This is a genomic window from Pseudoalteromonas lipolytica, from assembly GCF_003515105.1.
GTDB classification, from domain to species: domain Bacteria; phylum Pseudomonadota; class Gammaproteobacteria; order Enterobacterales; family Alteromonadaceae; genus Pseudoalteromonas; species Pseudoalteromonas lipolytica.
The window spans coordinates 180,823-199,235 of record NZ_CP032090.1; the positions used below are offsets into that span (position 1 = coordinate 180,823).

The 18,413-nt window shown below is 42.9% G+C and carries 9 protein-coding genes and 3 rRNA genes; 7 read left to right on the plus strand and 5 right to left on the minus strand.

Features of this window, described 5'->3' with window-relative positions; all coding sequences use genetic code 11:
• The first annotated feature begins 62 nt into the window (after window positions 1-62).
• Window positions 63-2,897 carry a tetratricopeptide repeat protein gene (locus D0907_RS00865; protein WP_118843893.1) on the plus strand — a complete coding sequence of 945 codons (2,835 nt, stop codon included), beginning with the start codon at window positions 63-65 and terminating at the stop codon, window positions 2,895-2,897.
• On the opposite strand, the gene D0907_RS21195 is transcribed toward D0907_RS00865, so the two are convergent.
• The 3 genes from D0907_RS21195 to trxA all read right to left on the minus strand — a co-directional run bounded on the left by D0907_RS21195 (window position 2,870) and on the right by trxA (window position 6,182).
• On the minus strand, window positions 2,870-4,120 hold the full coding sequence (locus D0907_RS21195; RefSeq protein ID WP_065978896.1) for a methyl-accepting chemotaxis protein: 1,251 nt from the start codon (window positions 4,118-4,120) through the stop codon (window positions 2,870-2,872). The genes D0907_RS00865 and D0907_RS21195 overlap by 28 nt on opposite strands.
• A 297-nt stretch (window positions 4,121-4,417) precedes the next feature.
• Window positions 4,418-5,677 (minus strand): transcription termination factor Rho, encoded by a 1,260-nt coding sequence (gene rho, locus D0907_RS00875; RefSeq protein ID WP_083633683.1) that lies wholly within the window; start codon window positions 5,675-5,677, stop codon window positions 4,418-4,420.
• Window positions 5,678-5,855: 178 nt separating this feature from the next.
• Window positions 5,856-6,182 (minus strand): thioredoxin TrxA, encoded by a 327-nt coding sequence (gene trxA, locus D0907_RS00880; protein ID WP_036974472.1) that lies wholly within the window; start codon window positions 6,180-6,182, stop codon window positions 5,856-5,858.
• 90 nt (window positions 6,183-6,272) lie between these two features.
• On the opposite strand from trxA, the gene rhlB reads away from it, so the two are divergent.
• The 6 genes from rhlB to D0907_RS00910 all read left to right on the plus strand — a co-directional run bounded on the left by rhlB (window position 6,273) and on the right by D0907_RS00910 (window position 16,136).
• Window positions 6,273-7,550: an ATP-dependent RNA helicase RhlB gene (gene rhlB / locus D0907_RS00885; RefSeq protein ID WP_036974450.1), complete on the plus strand. Its 1,278-nt coding sequence runs from the start codon at window positions 6,273-6,275 to the stop codon at window positions 7,548-7,550.
• Window positions 7,551-7,595: 45 nt separating this feature from the next.
• Window positions 7,596-9,089 carry a guanosine-5'-triphosphate,3'-diphosphate diphosphatase gene (gppA, locus tag D0907_RS00890; RefSeq protein WP_118843894.1) on the plus strand — a complete coding sequence of 498 codons (1,494 nt, stop codon included), beginning with the start codon at window positions 7,596-7,598 and terminating at the stop codon, window positions 9,087-9,089.
• Window positions 9,090-9,628: 539 nt separating this feature from the next.
• Window positions 9,629-11,169, plus strand: a 16S ribosomal RNA gene (locus D0907_RS00895).
• Between the two features lie 281 nt (window positions 11,170-11,450).
• A 23S ribosomal RNA gene (locus D0907_RS00900) occupies window positions 11,451-14,336 on the plus strand.
• Between the two features lie 120 nt (window positions 14,337-14,456).
• Window positions 14,457-14,571: ribosomal RNA gene (gene rrf / locus D0907_RS00905) — 5S ribosomal RNA — on the plus strand.
• Together the 16S, 23S and 5S rRNA genes form the textbook arrangement of a ribosomal RNA operon.
• A gap of 530 nt (window positions 14,572-15,101) precedes the next feature.
• Window positions 15,102-16,136: an IS110 family RNA-guided transposase gene (locus D0907_RS00910; protein WP_118843859.1), complete on the plus strand. Its 1,035-nt coding sequence runs from the start codon at window positions 15,102-15,104 to the stop codon at window positions 16,134-16,136.
• A gap of 337 nt (window positions 16,137-16,473) precedes the next feature.
• Here D0907_RS00910 and D0907_RS00915 read toward each other — a convergent pair whose 3' ends face one another.
• The gene (locus D0907_RS00915) at window positions 16,474-17,322 is read right to left on the minus strand and encodes a CZB domain-containing protein (RefSeq protein ID WP_036974285.1); all 849 of its coding nucleotides are present in this window, start codon (window positions 17,320-17,322) and stop codon (window positions 16,474-16,476) included.
• A 67-nt stretch (window positions 17,323-17,389) separates the two neighbouring features.
• On the minus strand, window positions 17,390-18,400 hold the full coding sequence (locus D0907_RS00920; RefSeq protein WP_227006853.1) for an ABC transporter substrate-binding protein: 1,011 nt from the start codon (window positions 18,398-18,400) through the stop codon (window positions 17,390-17,392).
• Between the last annotated feature and the right edge of the window lie 13 nt (window positions 18,401-18,413).

Genomic DNA, 18,413 nt, shown 5'->3' on the forward strand with positions numbered 1-18,413 from the left:
TTGGCGATGCTTTAGCGAGTTCTGCTAATGCACGCTTGGTTGATTTTTAGGGATATAAACATATGCACATCACATTGCGCCTCAGCTTGCTTTATTCAACGCTCGCGTGTGTCTGTTTGTTTTTTACGTCTCCTAGTTTTTCATCTCATTCATTGTTTGAGCAGTTTACGCAATCACAGCAATGGGATGAGAAAAAACAACTTTCAATAAAGCTGCTAGCCGCACCTAATATCACATCCGATGAAAAATTAGAGGTTTATCTACAGTTAGCTGACTTTGCACTAGAGAAAGATAATTTCTCTGCTGCAGTGGAACACTATCAACTGGCTGCAACATCAACCTCTTTTGAAGAGCATCCACAACGTTATTTTCAAGCTCTTAAAATGCAAGGTGTGACCTATTATTATCAAGGGTTAATGCAGCAAGCCGTGAGTGCGTATATGCGAGCCTTGAGTGTTGCAAGAAATATGGAGCAGCCAATTTCTGAAGCTAATCTTTTGAGTAATATTGGTCTTGCTTACTTCAATATGTTTAATATGAATCAAGCGCTTGATTATTATAAACAAGCGAAAACGATTTACGATAAATATGGAACAGCACAAGATAAAGCGGATATTTTGCACAATATAGCGGGTATTTATATCCGTTTGTCTAGCTACGATATTGCACTGGATATGTATCGAGAAGCACTGGCTATTTTTCAAAAGCTTAATGATGAAGATGGTATCGCTCAATCTTATGGCAATATGGGAGTGGCTTACTCAGAGCTTGGCGAGTATCAACTGTCACTGCATTACTACCAGCGTGCTTTGCGCCATTACCAAGAAACGAATGATGCATACTACCTGTCCTCTCGACACGGTAACATTGCTAACGTGTACTTGCGAACGGGCGATCTTGAGATGGCCTTAAATCACACGGAAAAAGCGATAAAATTCGCAAAGCAAATTGATAATAAGGGGCTCGAGTTAGCGGGGTTATTATCACAAGCGAAAATCGAGCTGTTACAAGGGAAGTTACCTGAAGCAGAAGTCACACTTAACACATCTGTTAGTATGGCGAAAGAGTATAAAGATGAGCTCAGAGTACTCGATGGTTTGGGTATGCATGCATTGATAAAAGCGGGTCAAGGAGACTTTGAAAGTGCAGTGTCATACTTTGATAGCTTTGTTCGCAAAATGAATGCTTCTAAAAATGAACAGCTTTTAAAATCATTGGGTAAACTACAAAGCCAAATTCAAGCCAGTCAGTTAAATCAAGAAATTGTCGATCTTAAGCAACATCAGCATGTGCAAGAGCTCGAAATGTCTAAACAACGCCAGCTAACGATCATGCTGTTCATTTTGTTTGTAATGATTGTTGTGACAGGAATTACTCTTTACCGACGCAAGATTGAAAAAGAGGCGAAGGAGCAACTCTCTTTAATGGTGGCTAAGCGCACCCAAGAACTTGAAGAAATTGCAGAGCAGTTGCGTAGTGCAAATGATATCAAAAGTCAGTTTCTTGCCAATATTAGCCATGAAATCCGCACTCCACTGACTGCTATTCTTGGTCAAACCGATCATTTAATGAATGGTCTTTATAAGCCTGAGAAGTTGAATGAAGAACTTGCGGTTATTCAAAAACAAAGTGATCACTTAAAAGAGCTTATTAATGATGTACTTGATATTAGTAAGATTGAGGCGAATAAACTTGAGTTGAACTTAGAAGAGGGCAACTTAGTGGAATTACTGACAGATGTGCATTCTATGCTGAGCGGTCAGGCGAAAGAGAAAGGATTAAAATTTGCGTTTCAAAATCAACTTGGTGAGCAGTTTTTCAGCTACTTAGATTTTACGCGTGTAAAACAGATATTAATAAACTTATGCGCGAATGCCATTAAGTTTACTCAGCAAGGAGAAGTTGAGTTACATGTATCGCGCGTCGAGCAAGGCATTGTGTTTCGCATTAGAGATACCGGCATTGGCATGAATGCAGAGCAATTGAAACTAATTTTTGATTGCTTTAGTCAGGGTGATAACAGTATTAGTCGTCGTTTTGGTGGTACTGGGCTTGGACTTAGCTTGTCGCAGCAATTGGCGATGATGATGGGCGGGTACATCAGTGTTGAGAGCGAGGCGAATAAAGGCAGTGAGTTCTCTTTTTACTTACCCTGTAAAGAACTTGAGCCTGCGGCGTATATTGATGACAATCAAGCGATTACACACTCAGCTTCTAAAGGATTATCAGGCAAAGTATTACTTGCCGAAGATCACCCAGATAACAGACGCTTAATTTGCCGTTATTTAGAATCTATGGGGCTAGAAGTCATTACAGCAGAAAATGGTGAGCAGGCTGTTGAGCAATGTTTAAAAGAGTTCCCAGATGTGGTGTTACTCGATATTCAAATGCCAGTACTTGATGGTTTAAGCGCATTGAAGCTATTACAAAAATGTGGCTTTACTCAACCTGTATACGCATTAACTGCGAATGCGATTAGCCACCAAATTGAAGGTTATTTAGAAGCGGGTTTTACTGGGTATCTTGCTAAGCCAATCGATAAAAAAGTGTTTTACACGCAGCTTGCTAAGCATTGTAAAAGTACCTCTCAACTAGCTAATTCAATGCCCGATACACGTGATCTTGTCACTAGCTTTATCAATAGTTTTGCCTACGAAGCGGACTTGATTCAGCAGCATTTCTCAGCGGATGATTTAATGAGCTTACAACAAGATGCTCATCGAATTGGAGGGGCTGCAAAAATGTTTGCCTTAGATGATATTGCACACAGTGCTTTAGCACTCGAGCTGGCCATAAAAAACAAGACAGCGTTTGAAATTAATCACTTAGTAACGCAACTACTCGAGCTTATGCACTGCACACGTTTAGCTCAAAATAGCTCAATATCACCATCTTGAGCTTGTTTTATTTCTTCGTCATTGATGAATCGTGAGCGGTCTACTCGCTTTTTTAAATCAATGCTAGGGTAGGTCACTTTAAACATCGACAACTTATTATCTATTGAATGTGCGAGATTAACGAGATCCTTACTTGAAACGGCTTGAATTTGTGTGCTGGATAATGCATCTGAGTTAATTTCAACCATAGAGTCAATACTTGCTTGTGCTTCATCAGACATTTGGCTTTGCAGTGCAACTTGTGCGTGAATACTTTCTGATAAAGCATCGATGGCTAACATCGCTTGTTCTATTTTATTTGTTTCACGTGTTGATTCGTCAGATAGCTTAACGGTGTGCTCTGTTTCTTTTAATGCCTTTTGCATCAACTGATTCGCTTGCTCAGTATTATGCTGAATTTTAGCAACCATATTTCGAACTTCTTGTGTTGATTTACTTGTGCGTGCAGCTAAGTTTCGAACCTCATCAGCTACCACTGCAAACCCTCTTCCTTGCTCGCCTGCTCGGGCTGCTTCAATGGCGGCATTAAGAGCCAATAAGTTAGTTTGTTCGGCAATACTATTAATGACCTCAATCACAGAACCTATTGCGTCGCTATCTTGCTTGAGCAAAACAATTTGTTGGCTTGTTTGATTAATATTATCGGCGAGTTTTAATAAACTTGATTGACTCTTATCAGTGTCTAAACGGGTTTGTTTTACGGAATTCGTGGCATTAGAAACCGCGTGATAAATTTGCTCTAAACTTCGATCGAGCTCTCTTGATACGTCAATGGTACGCTTTATTGTAATGGCGAGATCGACACCGTGAGCATCTTGAATCGTGGCTTTTTGGGTCATAGAGGCATAAGTGTCTCTTAGTGCATCCGCCATAGGGAGCAATCGCGCAGAAGAAAAATAAATCTCTCCGAGCAAGTGCTCTACTGTGGTTAAACTTTCATTTAATGCATGGCATGCTTGCGGTAAATTAGGGTTATTTTCATCAAAACGAAAGGAGAAGTTAATACCTTGCTCTGCGGTCATATTCGTCGCAAAGTCATTTAAGAAGTCCAGCTGCTGCTTGTCTGTCGAATAGAGACTATAAATCATTACTGCCCACGGTCCACAGATAAAGAGACTGAGTATAAGTAGAGCCGAAGTAGAGAAATCAAACACAGCAAAACTAGCAATACACCCCAGTAAGCTTGTTAAAAACAGAGCGATTGCTATTTTAATGCGCGTCATTGAGTGTTCCTAAGCATTTCATCTCATTATTTATAGAACAGCTTTCAATGAAATTCCATTTATATTATGAACTTATATTAACCTGAAATAACACTTACCCACGTGGCTAAGTGACAGTGGTTGTTATCAGTGATAGATATTTCTTATTTAGAACAACAAAATAACAAAAGAGTAGGCAGGGGTATTACTTGCTTCAAATAGAGTATTGAATGCAGCGAATGGGTATCAAAGGGGCTTCTTTTGGGCAAAAAAAATGCCTGTTTAATACAGGCATTTATTTAAAACATTCAAATGTGATTATTGACGTTTCATTGAATCGAAAAACTCGTCATTGGTTTTGCTCATTGACAGTTTATCAATTAAAAATTCCATCGCATCAATTTCTGACATGTCATGTACGATCTTACGTAAGATCCACATTTTTTGTAGCTCATCAGGTTTAGTCAGCAACTCTTCGCGACGGGTACCAGAGCGGTTAAAGTCAATGGCAGGGAATACACGTCTTTCAGCAATCTTACGATTTAGGTGTAATTCCATATTACCAGTGCCCTTAAACTCTTCGTAGATAACTTCGTCCATTTTCGAACCAGTATCAATAAGCGCTGTCGCGATGATTGTCAGGCTTCCGCCTTCTTCAACGTTACGTGCCGCACCGAAGAAACGCTTAGGCTTATGTAATGCGTTTGCATCAACACCACCGGTTAGTACTTTACCCGATGAAGGAATTACCGTGTTGTATGCACGAGCAAGACGTGTAATTGAGTCAAGTAAGATAACCACGTCTTTTCTGTGCTCTACAAGGCGTTTTGCTTTCTCGATTACCATTTCAGCAACCTGAACGTGACGGCTTGCAGGCTCATCGAATGTTGAAGCAATCACTTCACCTTTTACAAGGCGCTGCATTTCGGTTACTTCTTCAGGACGCTCATCGATAAGTAATACCATCAGCTCACAGTCTGGTTGGTTATAACTGATCGATTGGGCGATATTTTGCAGAAGCATCGTTTTACCTGCTTTCGGTGGTGCAACGATAAGTGCGCGCTGACCTTTACCAATTGGCGAGGCTAAATCGAGTACACGCGCTGTGATGTCTTCTGTACTACCATTACCGCGCTCCATACGTAAACGTTCATTTGCGTGGAGTGGAGTAAGGTTTTCAAAAAGGATTTTAGTGCGTGAGTTTTCAGGTTTATCGAAGTTTACTTCATTTACTTTCAGTAAAGCGAAGTAACGTTCACCATCTTTCGGTGGACGAATCAAACCGGAAATAGAGTCACCAGTACGCATGCTGAATCGACGGATTTGACTCGGAGATACATAAATATCGTCAGGACCGGCTAAGTAAGATGCTTCAGATGATCTCAAGAAACCAAAACCATCTTGTAAGATTTCTAATACACCGCCGCCATAAATGTTCTCACCGCTTTTTGCGTGTGCTTTAAGAATGGCGAAAATAATGTCTTGTTTTCTTAAACGGGCTACGTTTTCGAGCCCCATGGACTCAGCTAAGTTTACAAGCTCTTTGATAGACTTGTCTTTTAATTCGCGTAAATGCATATTGGTGGGTTCTTTATTACAATTGTCATACTCAAAATCGTCGTTTGATACATGAGTGAGGTTTGTTGGTATAACTAAGGATTAGTTGGCTTTATAAACTAGCAGGTCACTAGCAAGGCGTCCAGTCTTTAAACAAAATAAAGCTAAAAAAAGGGCAAAAAGCCCTTTTTTTATTTCATTAGATGTTGTTTTCTAAAAACTCAACTAATTGAGTCTTAGAAAGGGCACCTACTTTAGTGGCTGCAACTTGACCATCTTTGAAAAGAAGAAGTGTAGGGATACCACGAATACCAAATTTAGGTGGTGTGCCTGCATTTTGGTCAATATTCAGTTTTGCAACGGTAACACGACCATCAAAATCGCCTGCTACTTCGTCAAGAATTGGGGCGATCATCTTACAAGGTCCGCACCATTCTGCCCAAAAATCAACAAGTACAGGTTTGTCTGATTGAAGTACGTCAGCTTCAAAGCTATCGTCAGTTAATTGAATAATTTTCTCGCTCATTGCGATCTCCGATAAGTTAGGCGAAATATTTAATGCGTATTTAAACACTCTTGTTTCTTATTGCAAGTTTAAACGTTATGCTTAAACGCTATGACTAAGACACATTTGACCGATAAAAAGTTTTCAGACTTTGCTATCGCACCGGAAGTGGTTGCCGGTTTAACCGAAAATGGGTTTGAATATTGCACACCCATACAAGCTAAATGCCTACCTTTTATTTGTGAGGGCCGTGATATTGCGGGCCAAGCACAAACAGGTACGGGCAAAACGTTGGCGTTTTTAACGGCCACGTGCCATCGGTTATTACAATCTAGCAAAGCACCTAGTAAACATCCAAGAGCCCTGATCATGGCCCCTACGCGGGAGCTGGCGATTCAGATACACAAAGATGCAAAAATTTTAGCGCCACATTGTAATCTTAACTTAGGATTAGTATATGGTGGCGAAGATTATGAAAAACAACGTGCACAACTAGAAAAAGGCGTTGATATTTTAATTGGGACGACTGGACGCCTTATCGACCTTTATAAGCAGGGCTGTTATACCCTGAACGAAATTGAGGTTGTTGTGCTTGATGAAGCGGATCGCATGTTTGATTTAGGCTTCATTAAAGACATTCGTTATATGTTCAGACGTATGCCGGAAGCATCTGAGCGTTTAAATTTATTGTTTTCAGCGACCTTATCGTATCGTGTACAGGAATTAGCATTTGAACATATGACTAATCCTGAGCATGTACAAATTGAACCGGATGTGAAAACAGGTAAGCGCATTCAGGAAGAGCTCTTTCATCCATCACAAGATGATAAAATTAAGTTGTTGTTAACCTTAATTGAAGAAGAATGGCCTGAAAAAGCCATTGTGTTTGCAAATACCAAACACAGTTGTGAAAACGTGTATGCGTGGATGAAGGCGGATGGGCATCGCGTTGGGTTATTGACTGGTGATGTTAATCAGAAAAAACGTCAGTCAATTCTGGCGCAATTTACCAAAGGTGATTTAGACTTTTTAGTTGCGACCGATGTTGCAGCGCGTGGTTTACATATTCCAGAAGTAAGTCACGTATTTAATTTTGATTTGCCAGATGATTGTGAAGACTATGTACACCGAATTGGACGTACAGGACGTGCTGGCGCATCAGGCCATGCAATCAGCTTTGCCTGCGAACAGTATGCTTATAATCTTCACGAAATCGAAGAATACATAGAGCACAGCATTCCATTATCACATTATGATAAAAGTGCATTGCTTGATGATTTAACAAAGCCTACTATTCAGAAAAAGCGGAACTATTCAACAGGCCCACGTAATCGTAATAACAACGGACGTCGACCAAATAATAGTTACCAAAAATCACGGTCATCATAACTGGCCGTTGTTTAAGACGTAGTAGTAACTAGAGGTTTTTGAACGGTGGGGCAACTTCAACCGCAAAAAAATGTGTATGCAGTTATCGATTTAGGATCAAACAGCTTCCATATGCTGATTGCCAAATCGATGGCTGGCGGCCTACAAACTATTGGCCGAGTCAAACGCAAAGTAAGGCTAGCAGCAGGACTTGATGAAAACAATGTTCTAAGTACTGAAGCCATGCAACGAGGCTGGGAATGCCTCGCCTTGTTCGCTGAACGTTTACAAGATATACCAAAGAAAAATATCACCATTGTTGCAACCGCAACACTGCGCCTTGCTATTAATGCCGATGTATTTCAACAAAAAGCTGAGAAAATCCTTGGCCATAAAATCAATGTTATAAGTGGCGAGTTAGAAGCAAAGACTATCTATAAAGGGGTTGCTCATACGTCTTCATGTGGTGGTCGACAGCTGGTTATTGATATTGGTGGAGCAAGCACTGAGGTTGTCATTGGAAAAGGTTTTGACGCGTTGCATTATAAGAGCCTCAACATGGGGTGTGTCACTTTCCTTGAGCGCTATTTCAAAGATCAAAAGCTGAGTAACAAAAATTTCAATACCGCTATTAAAGCAGCGCGAGATGTTGTTGAAGATATTGTACCTGAATATAAAGCTGCTGGATGGGAGATTGCCAGTGGTGCATCCGGTACAGTTCAAGCCATTCAAGAGATTATGGTTGCGCAAAACCAGGATGAGTTACTAACGCTAGATAAACTGTTAGCAATTAAAGAACAGTCAGTCACGTTTGACACCATTGCTGATCTTGAATTACCTGGTCTTAGTGAAGAGCGTCGTTTGGTGTTTGTATCTGGACTTGCAATTCTTATTGCTTTATTTGAATCGTTAGAAATAAAGCAAATGGGGCTTGCGCGCGGTGCATTGCGTGAAGGTGTGTTATATAGCATGGTGCCTGAGCTACATAATCATGATATTCGCAAACGCACCGTTGATGGTTTAATGAATCGTTACCATGTTGATCAAAAACAAGCGTGCCGAGTAGCGCAACTTGCGGAACAACTGGCAATAAGTGTAATGAACCAATGGCAATCAATGGATAGTAATGCGATTGCACTGTTAAAGACTGTGGCTAAATTGCATGAGATTGGTTTGCTAATCGAATATAAGCTTTACCATAAACATACGGCCTATATATTAGAAAACACAGACATGCCTGGCTTTTCACAGTCAGAGCATAAACTTATTACAGCAGTAGCGAATGGACACAGGGCTGATCTTGCAAAAAATAGCTTTGCATATCTAGGGTGTAATGAGCAATTAGCTGAATGCTTAACACGTATCATTCGGATCGCAGTGATCTTATCGATGCGTCGCCAAGACGATGTATTACCAGCGCTAGGTCTAAGTGTAGATAAAAATGCGCTTATACTGACATTTGATAGTGATTGGTTAAAATATCACCCACTAATGGCAAGTGAGCTACAACTAGAGTCCAAGTTACAAGCGAAAGCTGGTTGGAAGCTCATAATCAAATAACTAAAAAAGGCCCTTCAGGGCCTTTTTTAGTATTGTTTTTACCCGTTTCGTTCGTATTTTGCACGAACAGTCATTTTTTTCATAAAAACGTAAAAAAACAGTTGATCTGAATTCGGATCTCCCTATAATGCGACCCCACTGAGACGGCAGACTGCAACGCTTAGCGAGGCAAGAGCAACTCAGAGTGTTAAGTAAAACTTAGTTTCGAAAAATTAAATTTTCTCAAAATTAAGTATTGACAAAAAAATAGGAAAGCGTAATATACGCAGCCCTAGCGAGTTAAAGTGAAACGCTTTAATCGCAACGTTCTTTAACAATATAAAGCAATCATCTGTGTGGGCACTCGTACAGATTGAGTTCTAACAGTCGAGCTACTTAGGTAGTAAGACAGACAAATTTAGAGTCTCAATTGAACTGAGTGACCAACGGAAATAAGTTTACTTATTTCAGCACAGTCAATTCAACATCGAAAGATGTTAAATAAATTCAGAATTCATTGAGCATGTCCGCTCCCTTATGGGAAGGACAGAAAAAACTTTTAATTGAAGAGTTTGATCATGGCTCAGATTGAACGCTGGCGGCAGGCCTAACACATGCAAGTCGAGCGGTAACAGAGAGTAGCTTGCTACTCTGCTGACGAGCGGCGGACGGGTGAGTAATGCTTGGGAATGTACCTTATGGTGGGGGACAACAGTTGGAAACGACTGCTAATACCGCATAATGTCTTCGGACCAAAGCGGGGGACCTTCGGGCCTCGCGCCATAAGATCAGCCCAAGTGGGATTAGCTAGTTGGTGAGGTAATGGCTCACCAAGGCGACGATCCCTAGCTGGTTTGAGAGGATGATCAGCCACACTGGGACTGAGACACGGCCCAGACTCCTACGGGAGGCAGCAGTGGGGAATATTGCACAATGGGCGCAAGCCTGATGCAGCCATGCCGCGTGTGTGAAGAAGGCCTTCGGGTTGTAAAGCACTTTCAGTAAGGAGGAAAGGTTGGATGTTAATAGCATTCAGCTGTGACGTTACTTACAGAAGAAGCACCGGCTAACTCCGTGCCAGCAGCCGCGGTAATACGGAGGGTGCGAGCGTTAATCGGAATTACTGGGCGTAAAGCGTACGCAGGCGGTTTGTTAAGCGAGATGTGAAAGCCCCGGGCTCAACCTGGGAACTGCATTTCGAACTGGCAAACTAGAGTGTGATAGAGGGTGGTAGAATTTCAGGTGTAGCGGTGAAATGCGTAGAGATCTGAAGGAATACCGATGGCGAAGGCAGCCACCTGGGTCAACACTGACGCTCATGTACGAAAGCGTGGGGAGCAAACAGGATTAGATACCCTGGTAGTCCACGCCGTAAACGATGTCTACTAGAAGCTCGGTTCCTCGGAACTGTTTTTCAAAGCTAACGCATTAAGTAGACCGCCTGGGGAGTACGGCCGCAAGGTTAAAACTCAAATGAATTGACGGGGGCCCGCACAAGCGGTGGAGCATGTGGTTTAATTCGATGCAACGCGAAGAACCTTACCTACACTTGACATACAGAGAACTTACCAGAGATGGTTTGGTGCCTTCGGGAACTCTGATACAGGTGCTGCATGGCTGTCGTCAGCTCGTGTTGTGAGATGTTGGGTTAAGTCCCGCAACGAGCGCAACCCCTATCCTTAGTTGCCAGCGATTCGGTCGGGAACTCTAAGGAGACTGCCGGTGATAAACCGGAGGAAGGTGGGGACGACGTCAAGTCATCATGGCCCTTACGTGTAGGGCTACACACGTGCTACAATGGCGCATACAGAGTGCTGCGAACCTGCGAGGGTAAGCGAATCACTTAAAGTGCGTCGTAGTCCGGATTGGAGTCTGCAACTCGACTCCATGAAGTCGGAATCGCTAGTAATCGCGTATCAGAATGACGCGGTGAATACGTTCCCGGGCCTTGTACACACCGCCCGTCACACCATGGGAGTGGGTTGCTCCAGAAGTGGATAGTCTAACCTTCGGGAGGACGTTCACCACGGAGTGATTCATGACTGGGGTGAAGTCGTAACAAGGTAGCCCTAGGGGAACCTGGGGCTGGATCACCTCCTTATACGATTTAGAACTTATTTGTTCGTAGTGTCCACACAGATGATTGTTAGTTAGTAAAGCCATTGGCTTTACTAATTAATATGCTCTTTAAAAATTTGGAAAGCTGATAATAAAATTCTGATGAATAACGATTGTTATTTATCAAGAGTTTTCAAAAGTAAAAATATGCCAATTAATTGAAAAATTAATCGGTATCTACTTTAGTATTCTCATCATTATTTGATGAATTAACTTCTGGCGAAGTTAACAGCTGTCACTAACAAAGACCCGTTTGGGTTGTATGGTTAAGTGACTAAGCGTACACGGTGGATGCCTTGGCAGTTGGAGGCGATGAAGGACGTATTAACTTGCGATAAGCCTAGTCAAGCTAGTAAAAAGCACTTGAGACTAGGATTTCCGAATGGGGAAACCCACCTGCTTGCAGGTATCTTACACTGAATACATAGGTGTAAGAGGCGAACGCGGAGAACTGAAACATCTAAGTACCCGTAGGAACAGAAATCAACCGAGATTCCGGAAGTAGCGGCGAGCGAAACCGGACCAGCCCTTAAGCTTATTATGTGTTAGTGAAACATTCTGGAAAGTATGACGATACAGGGTGATAGTCCCGTACACGAAAATGCATCTTAAGTGAAATCGAGTAGGTCGGAGCACGTGAAACTTTGACTGAATATAGGTGGACCATCATCTAAGGCTAAATACTCCCAACTGACCGATAGTGAACCAGTACCGTGAGGGAAAGGCGAAAAGAACCCCTGTGAGGGGAGTGAAATAGAACCTGAAACCGTGTACGTACAAGCAGTAGGAGCCCACTTGTTGGGTGACTGCGTACCTTTTGTATAATGGGTCAGCGACTTATATTTTGTAGCGAGGTTAACCGATTAGGGTAGCCGTAGGGAAACCGAGTCTTAACTGGGCGTTGAGTTGCAAGGTATAGACCCGAAACCCGGTGATCTAGCCATGGGCAGGTTGAAGGTTGAGTAACATCAACTGGAGGACCGAACCCACTAACGTTGAAAAGTTAGGGGATGACCTGTGGCTAGGAGTGAAAGGCTAATCAAACCGGGAGATAGCTGGTTCTCCCCGAAATCTATTTAGGTAGAGCCTCGGATGAATACTTACGGGGGTAGAGCACTGTTAAGGCTAGGGGGTCATCCCGACTTACCAACCCTTTGCAAACTCCGAATACCGTAAAGTACTATCCGGGAGACACACGGCGGGTGCTAACGTCCGTCGTGAAGAGGGAAACAACCCAGACCGCCAGCTAAGGTCCCAAAGTCATAGTTAAGTGGGAAACGATGTGGAAAGGCCCAGACAGCCAGGAGGTTGGCTTAGAAGCAGCCACCCTTTAAAGAAAGCGTAATAGCTCACTGGTCGAGTCGGTCTGCGCGGAAGATGTAACGGGGCTAAACTATGCACCGAAGCTGCGGATTCAAAATTTATTTTGAGTGGTAGGGGAGCGTTCTGTAAGCCGTTGAAGGTGTACCGGGAGGTATGCTGGAGGTATCAGAAGTGCGAATGCTGACATGAGTAACGATAATGCGGGTGAAAAACCCGCACGCCGGAAGACCAAGGGTTCCTATCCCATGTTAATCAGGGTAGGGTAAGTCGACCCCTAAGGCGAGGCCGAAAGGCGTAGTCGATGGGAAACGGGTTAATATTCCCGTACTTGGTATAATTGCGATGGGGGGACGGAGCAGGCTAAGCAAGCATGGCGTTGGTTGTCCATGTGAAAGTGAGTAGGTTGAGAGTTTAGGAAAATCCGGACTCTTAAGACTGAGACACGAGACGAGCACCTAAGGGTGTGAAGTTGTTGATGCCATACTTCCAGGAAAAGCCTCTAAGCTTCAGATTATACCGAATCGTACCCCAAACCGACACAGGTGGTCAGGTAGAGAATACTAAGGCGCTTGAGAGAACTCGGGTGAAGGAACTAGGCAAAATCGTACCGTAACTTCGGGAGAAGGTACGCTCCGATTGGTGATGAGACTTGCTCTTTAAGCTGATTGGAGCCGCAGTGACCAGGTGGCTGGGACTGTTTATTAAAAACACAGCACTGTGCAAAATCGCAAGATGACGTATACGGTGTGACACCTGCCCGGTGCCGGAAGGTTAATTGATGGGGTTAGTTTTCGGACGAAGCTCTTGATCGAAGCCCCGGTAAACGGCGGCCGTAACTATAACGGTCCTAAGGTAGCGAAATTCCTTGTCGGGTAAGTTCCGACCTGCACGAATGGTGTAACCATGGCCACGCTGTCTCCACCCGAGACTCAGTGAAATTGAAATCGCAGTGAAGATGCTGTGTACCCGCGGCTAGACGGAAAGACCCCGTGAACCTTTACTACAGCTTGGCACTGAACATTGAACCTACATGTGTAGGATAGGTGGGAGGCTTTGAAGCAGAGACGCTAGTCTTTGTGGAGCCGTCCTTGAAATACCACCCTTGTAGTTTTGATGTTCTAACGTTGGCCCCTGATCGGGGTTACGGACAGTGCCTGGTGGGTAGTTTGACTGGGGCGGTCTCCTCCCAAAGAGTAACGGAGGAGCACGAAGGTTGGCTAAGTACGGTCGGACATCGTACGGTTAGTGTAATGGTAGAAGCCAGCTTAACTGCGAGACAGACACGTCGAGCAGGTACGAAAGTAGGTCATAGTGATCCGGTGGTTCTGAATGGAAGGGCCATCGCTCAACGGATAAAAGGTACTCCGGGGATAACAGGCTGATACCGCCCAAGAGTTCATATCGACGGCGGTGTTTGGCACCTCGATGTCGGCTCATCACATCCTGGGGCTGAAGTCGGTCCCAAGGGTATGGCTGTTCGCCATTTAAAGTGGTACGCGAGCTGGGTTTAGAACGTCGTGAGACAGTTCGGTCCCTATCTGCCGTGGGCGTTTGAGAATTGAGAGGGGTTGCTCCTAGTACGAGAGGACCGGAGTGAACGAACCGCTGGTGTTCGGGTTGTCATGCCAATGGCATTGCCCGGTAGCTACGTTCGGAACTGATAAGCGCTGAAAGCATCTAAGCGCGAAGCAGGCCTCGAGATGAGTTCTCACTAGACTTTTAAAGTCTCTGAAGGGCCGTTGAAGACTACAACGTTGATAGGCAGGATGTGGAAGTGGTGTGAGCCATTAAGCTAACCTGTACTAATTACCCGTGAGGCTTAACCATACAACGCCAAACGCGTTTTATGACAGCGTAACAGACAGAAGTTAGTATACTAAAGTAGATTTACGATTATCAGATTTCCAGATTTTAGTTAATTGCGAGTGCGATTAACAACCAAATTTGCTTGGTGACAATAGCGTTTTGGACCCACCTGACTCCATGCCGAACTCAGTAGTGAAACGAAACAGCGCCGATGATAGTGTGGCATTTGCCATGTGAAAGTAGGACATCGCCAGGCTCCTAATTAGAGAAACCCGATTCGAAAGAGTCGGGTTTTTTGTTGCCTGTAGAAAAATAAAATACCCAACCAAGACCCCTACGACCTATATCTTTGTAAGCATCGTGTGGCATTGACCATGTGAAAGTAGGACATCCTACTGCGTAGCGCACCATGGCTCCTAATTAGAGAAACCCGTTGCAGCAATGCAGCGGGTTTTTTGCGTTCAGGGCTAAATCGTCCAGTATCATACTGAGATTGCATACAGAGATAAAAAGGCGCATAAGCGCAAGGTGAAAAGACGTAGGAGGTACTTTAGTGCCGAAAGTGTCTGATATGCCCTTCATACAACACCCCTGAAATTCACGGCTAAAGCCGTTCCTACGCTTCTTAATCATAATTACAGAAGTGCAAGGGGCTCTAAATCGCTCATTTCACTTCTGGCTCAAATAATTAGAGCTTAGTAGGAGATGTATGGACTCCTCCCCTAAATAGGGTAAGTACGGTATAAAGAAATTGCAAAACCACTTTTACCAATAAGGAATCCATACATGTCAAAATTTAACTTAATTTGTATCGACTTGGCAAAAAATGTTTTTCAAGTCGGTCAATTTTTTCATCAAAAACTACAAAGTAATAAAGCGGTAAGCAGAAAAGAGCTACTGTCGATACTCACCACGTCTCCTCGTTGTAAAGTTGTTATGGAATCATGTGGCGGTGCTCATTATTGGGCACGCAAAGCGCGTAGTGTTGGTCATGAAGTCGTGATTCTAGACCCTCGATTTGTCAAAGCATTTAGGATTGGCCAGAAAACAGATGCAAACGATGTTATTGCAATAGCTGCGGCTTCTTTCTCACCCAATGTTCGCCCGTGTAAATCACTGACACAAGCACAGCAAAGCCTACAGTCGATAGAGCGAATGCGTGCGTTAGCTGAAAAGCAGAAACGGCAGTTGGCGAATCAAATCAGAGGCTTGTTACTTGAATTTGGAATTGTAATCAAGCAATCAGAATGCGCGTTTAGGCAGGCTATCCCTGAGATTTTAGAAGATAGCGATAATGGGTTAACCGCTGGTTTAAGGCAGTGTATAGCGCAGTGCTATGAATTATTTAAAGCCCAATCAACATTAAAAGAAACATTAAATGAGTTACTGACAGGCTTAGTAAAACAAGATGAGCAATGTGAACGCTTACTGGCTCTTGAGGGCGTAGGGCCTATCACTGCGGTTGGTTTATTAATTAGCTTAAGTGACACAACCCATTTTACGAGCGGACGTAATGCAGCAGCCAATATTGGCGTCACCCCACGTCAGCACTCAAGTGGTGGAAAAGTGCGAATAGGCCATATAGCCAAATACCGCGGAGAGATGATATTACGAAGTCACTTATTTCTGGGGGCCAGAGCGGTCATCAATCAGTTAAAGCATCGCGAGCCAAAAACGAAAAAAGAGCAATGGCTCAAAGCATTAGTTGAAAGACGCGGTGTGAAGTGCGCCGCCATTGCGTTAGCAAATAAAACAGTTCGGACGGCGTATGCCATGCTGAAAAAGGGCACGCGTTATGAACCAAGCCTACTAGCAAATTAACATTTAGTCTTCGATAACAGAAATAACTGTATTGACCAAGAACCTGCGTTAAGCGGTTAGACCCACCCTTGATAGCCTGTAAAGTGATTAGTGTGTTAAAACACCGAGTAGGAGAAGAGGCACAAGGGCGCGAATACATCATAGGGCCGAGGTAGCTCCTCATTATGAGCCCGCATATAAGTACGCAGTCTAACAAAATTAACGAAGGGTATTGTGCAATAGGAGGAGTCCATATAAGGCACTTTAGTGCCGGAATTGTCTGATATGCCCTTCATGCATAACCACTGATATTCACGGCTATAGCTGTTCCAACGAGATAGTGATTCATTGCTAGTTATTAAAACAAGCCATATTCTTCGGTCTCTTCGGCTTCATGGCGCATTAAATGCTCAGGGCGGAATATGGCGCTAGGATCGAGTAACAAACTATGCTTGTTTTTCATTTTGATTAAACCACGCATCATATTTTTAGTTTGAGGATCTACATCAAAACCTACGGAGGTAAGCTTATCAAGCGGTTTAATATCCTCTTTCTTTACATTGATATTGTCTTCTACCTTGTCAACGAGGAGGCCTATATGAGGTGTTACGCCATCTTTAGTGGTAAAGATTATGATAGGCTTGTAATCCAGAATAATCTGCTCTCTTGCAGACTCAAACAAGCGTATTAACTGATTAAACACTTGGCGCTTCTTTTCTTCAAATAAACGAATAACGTTCTCTTTTGTCATTGTTTTTTGAAGGTCTAAGAATTCACGCGCCATGGCGTGCAATTCTCTGTGGGGGGTGTCGAACTTATCGAGGATATTTTGCAGGTCTTCGTTGTCAGTTTTAAAGCTGTTGTACCATCGGCCAAAATCGCATTTATCCGGATCAATTGTGTTTGTGAAGGCTGCGCCTGTGAGCAGGCTATGCTCTAGTGCGCTCAACCATTGTTGGTGATCTTTTTCTTTTTCAACCAATAAGTCAGTGAGCTCAGCATTTGTCTTATTGGTTGATTGGTTATTAAGTACAATGCCTAAATCAAAGATGGGCGTGGGTGTTTCCATGTAATCTTTTACACCAATGAAGCTTTTATTTTCATTAGGCAAAGATGTCAGGTTATTTTCGTAACGTTCTGTTAGAAGAATATCGAGAATCTTAAGTGAAATGGTCTTTTGCCCAACACGAAAATTAATCAGATCCATATTTCCCTCAAAGCCTTGTTAAGTCTTTAAAGCATAGAACATTATTTCGATTTAGCAGTAGTTAATTTCAATTACTTTTAAAATAGGATCGGTAGATCTTTTTATCCGTGTTGTTTGTCTGATTGTTAAATAAATCGGCAAACTCAGACGTATCACTAAAGAGCTTATTTAGTTCAGTCAGCAAGCATTGATTATTCAACGGTGTTGTGCACTTTTGTGCGGCGCTCACTAACGCAACTGCATTCAAATAGCCTTCAAAAATAATTCTGTTAGGGCTTGTGTTATAGGGCTTGATATCTGCTCTAAATTGCTTGCATAAGGAGTTGTCACACTGATTGGGGTCTGGCACAACCTCCGTTACCATAATAGTACTTGGGTGGTGAATGAGAGAGTATAAATCAAAACTCGACACAAATGATACTGAGGTATAGTCGGGTTTGAAACCTTGCTCGTATCCAGTATTAATAAATTCGGCTAATGGTTGATAAGTGCCTACCATGCATACTGCGGTGACTCCACTAACTTTAAGTTGTTCTAGTGCCTTTGATATCTCTTCGCTATTTCGTTTGAAACGTGCAACTTCAACCGGTACCAAATCGTGTTTTTGCAGTGCCATTATTAAGTTACTTTCAACTAAAAAACCAAACTCATCGGCTTGGATCATCAACCCTATTTTTTTATGCTTGCGCTCCTGAACTAAATAATTAATTTGCTCTATCGCTTCATCTTGATAGCTTGCGCGTAAGTTAAAGACGTTTGGCATTGACTGGTTATGGAGAAAGTCAGCACCAGTAAAAGGCATCAGGAAGGGCACTCGATGTCTATCTAAAAGGGGCTTAATCGCATTTGCAGTCGGTGTACCCATCGAGCCGAAAATAGCGTCTATTTTGTCATTAAATAAAAATTGTCGTGTGTTTACAACGGTGTTTTTAGGCTCATAACCGTCATCAGCAAGAATAAGATCAATATTTTGACCATGTATTCCATCACGTGCATTTACTTTGTTGAAATAGATTGTACTACCCAGTGCTAATTGCTCGCCGATGTGTTTTGCAGGACCAGTTAGTGCGGTAGACATCCCTAATTTTATA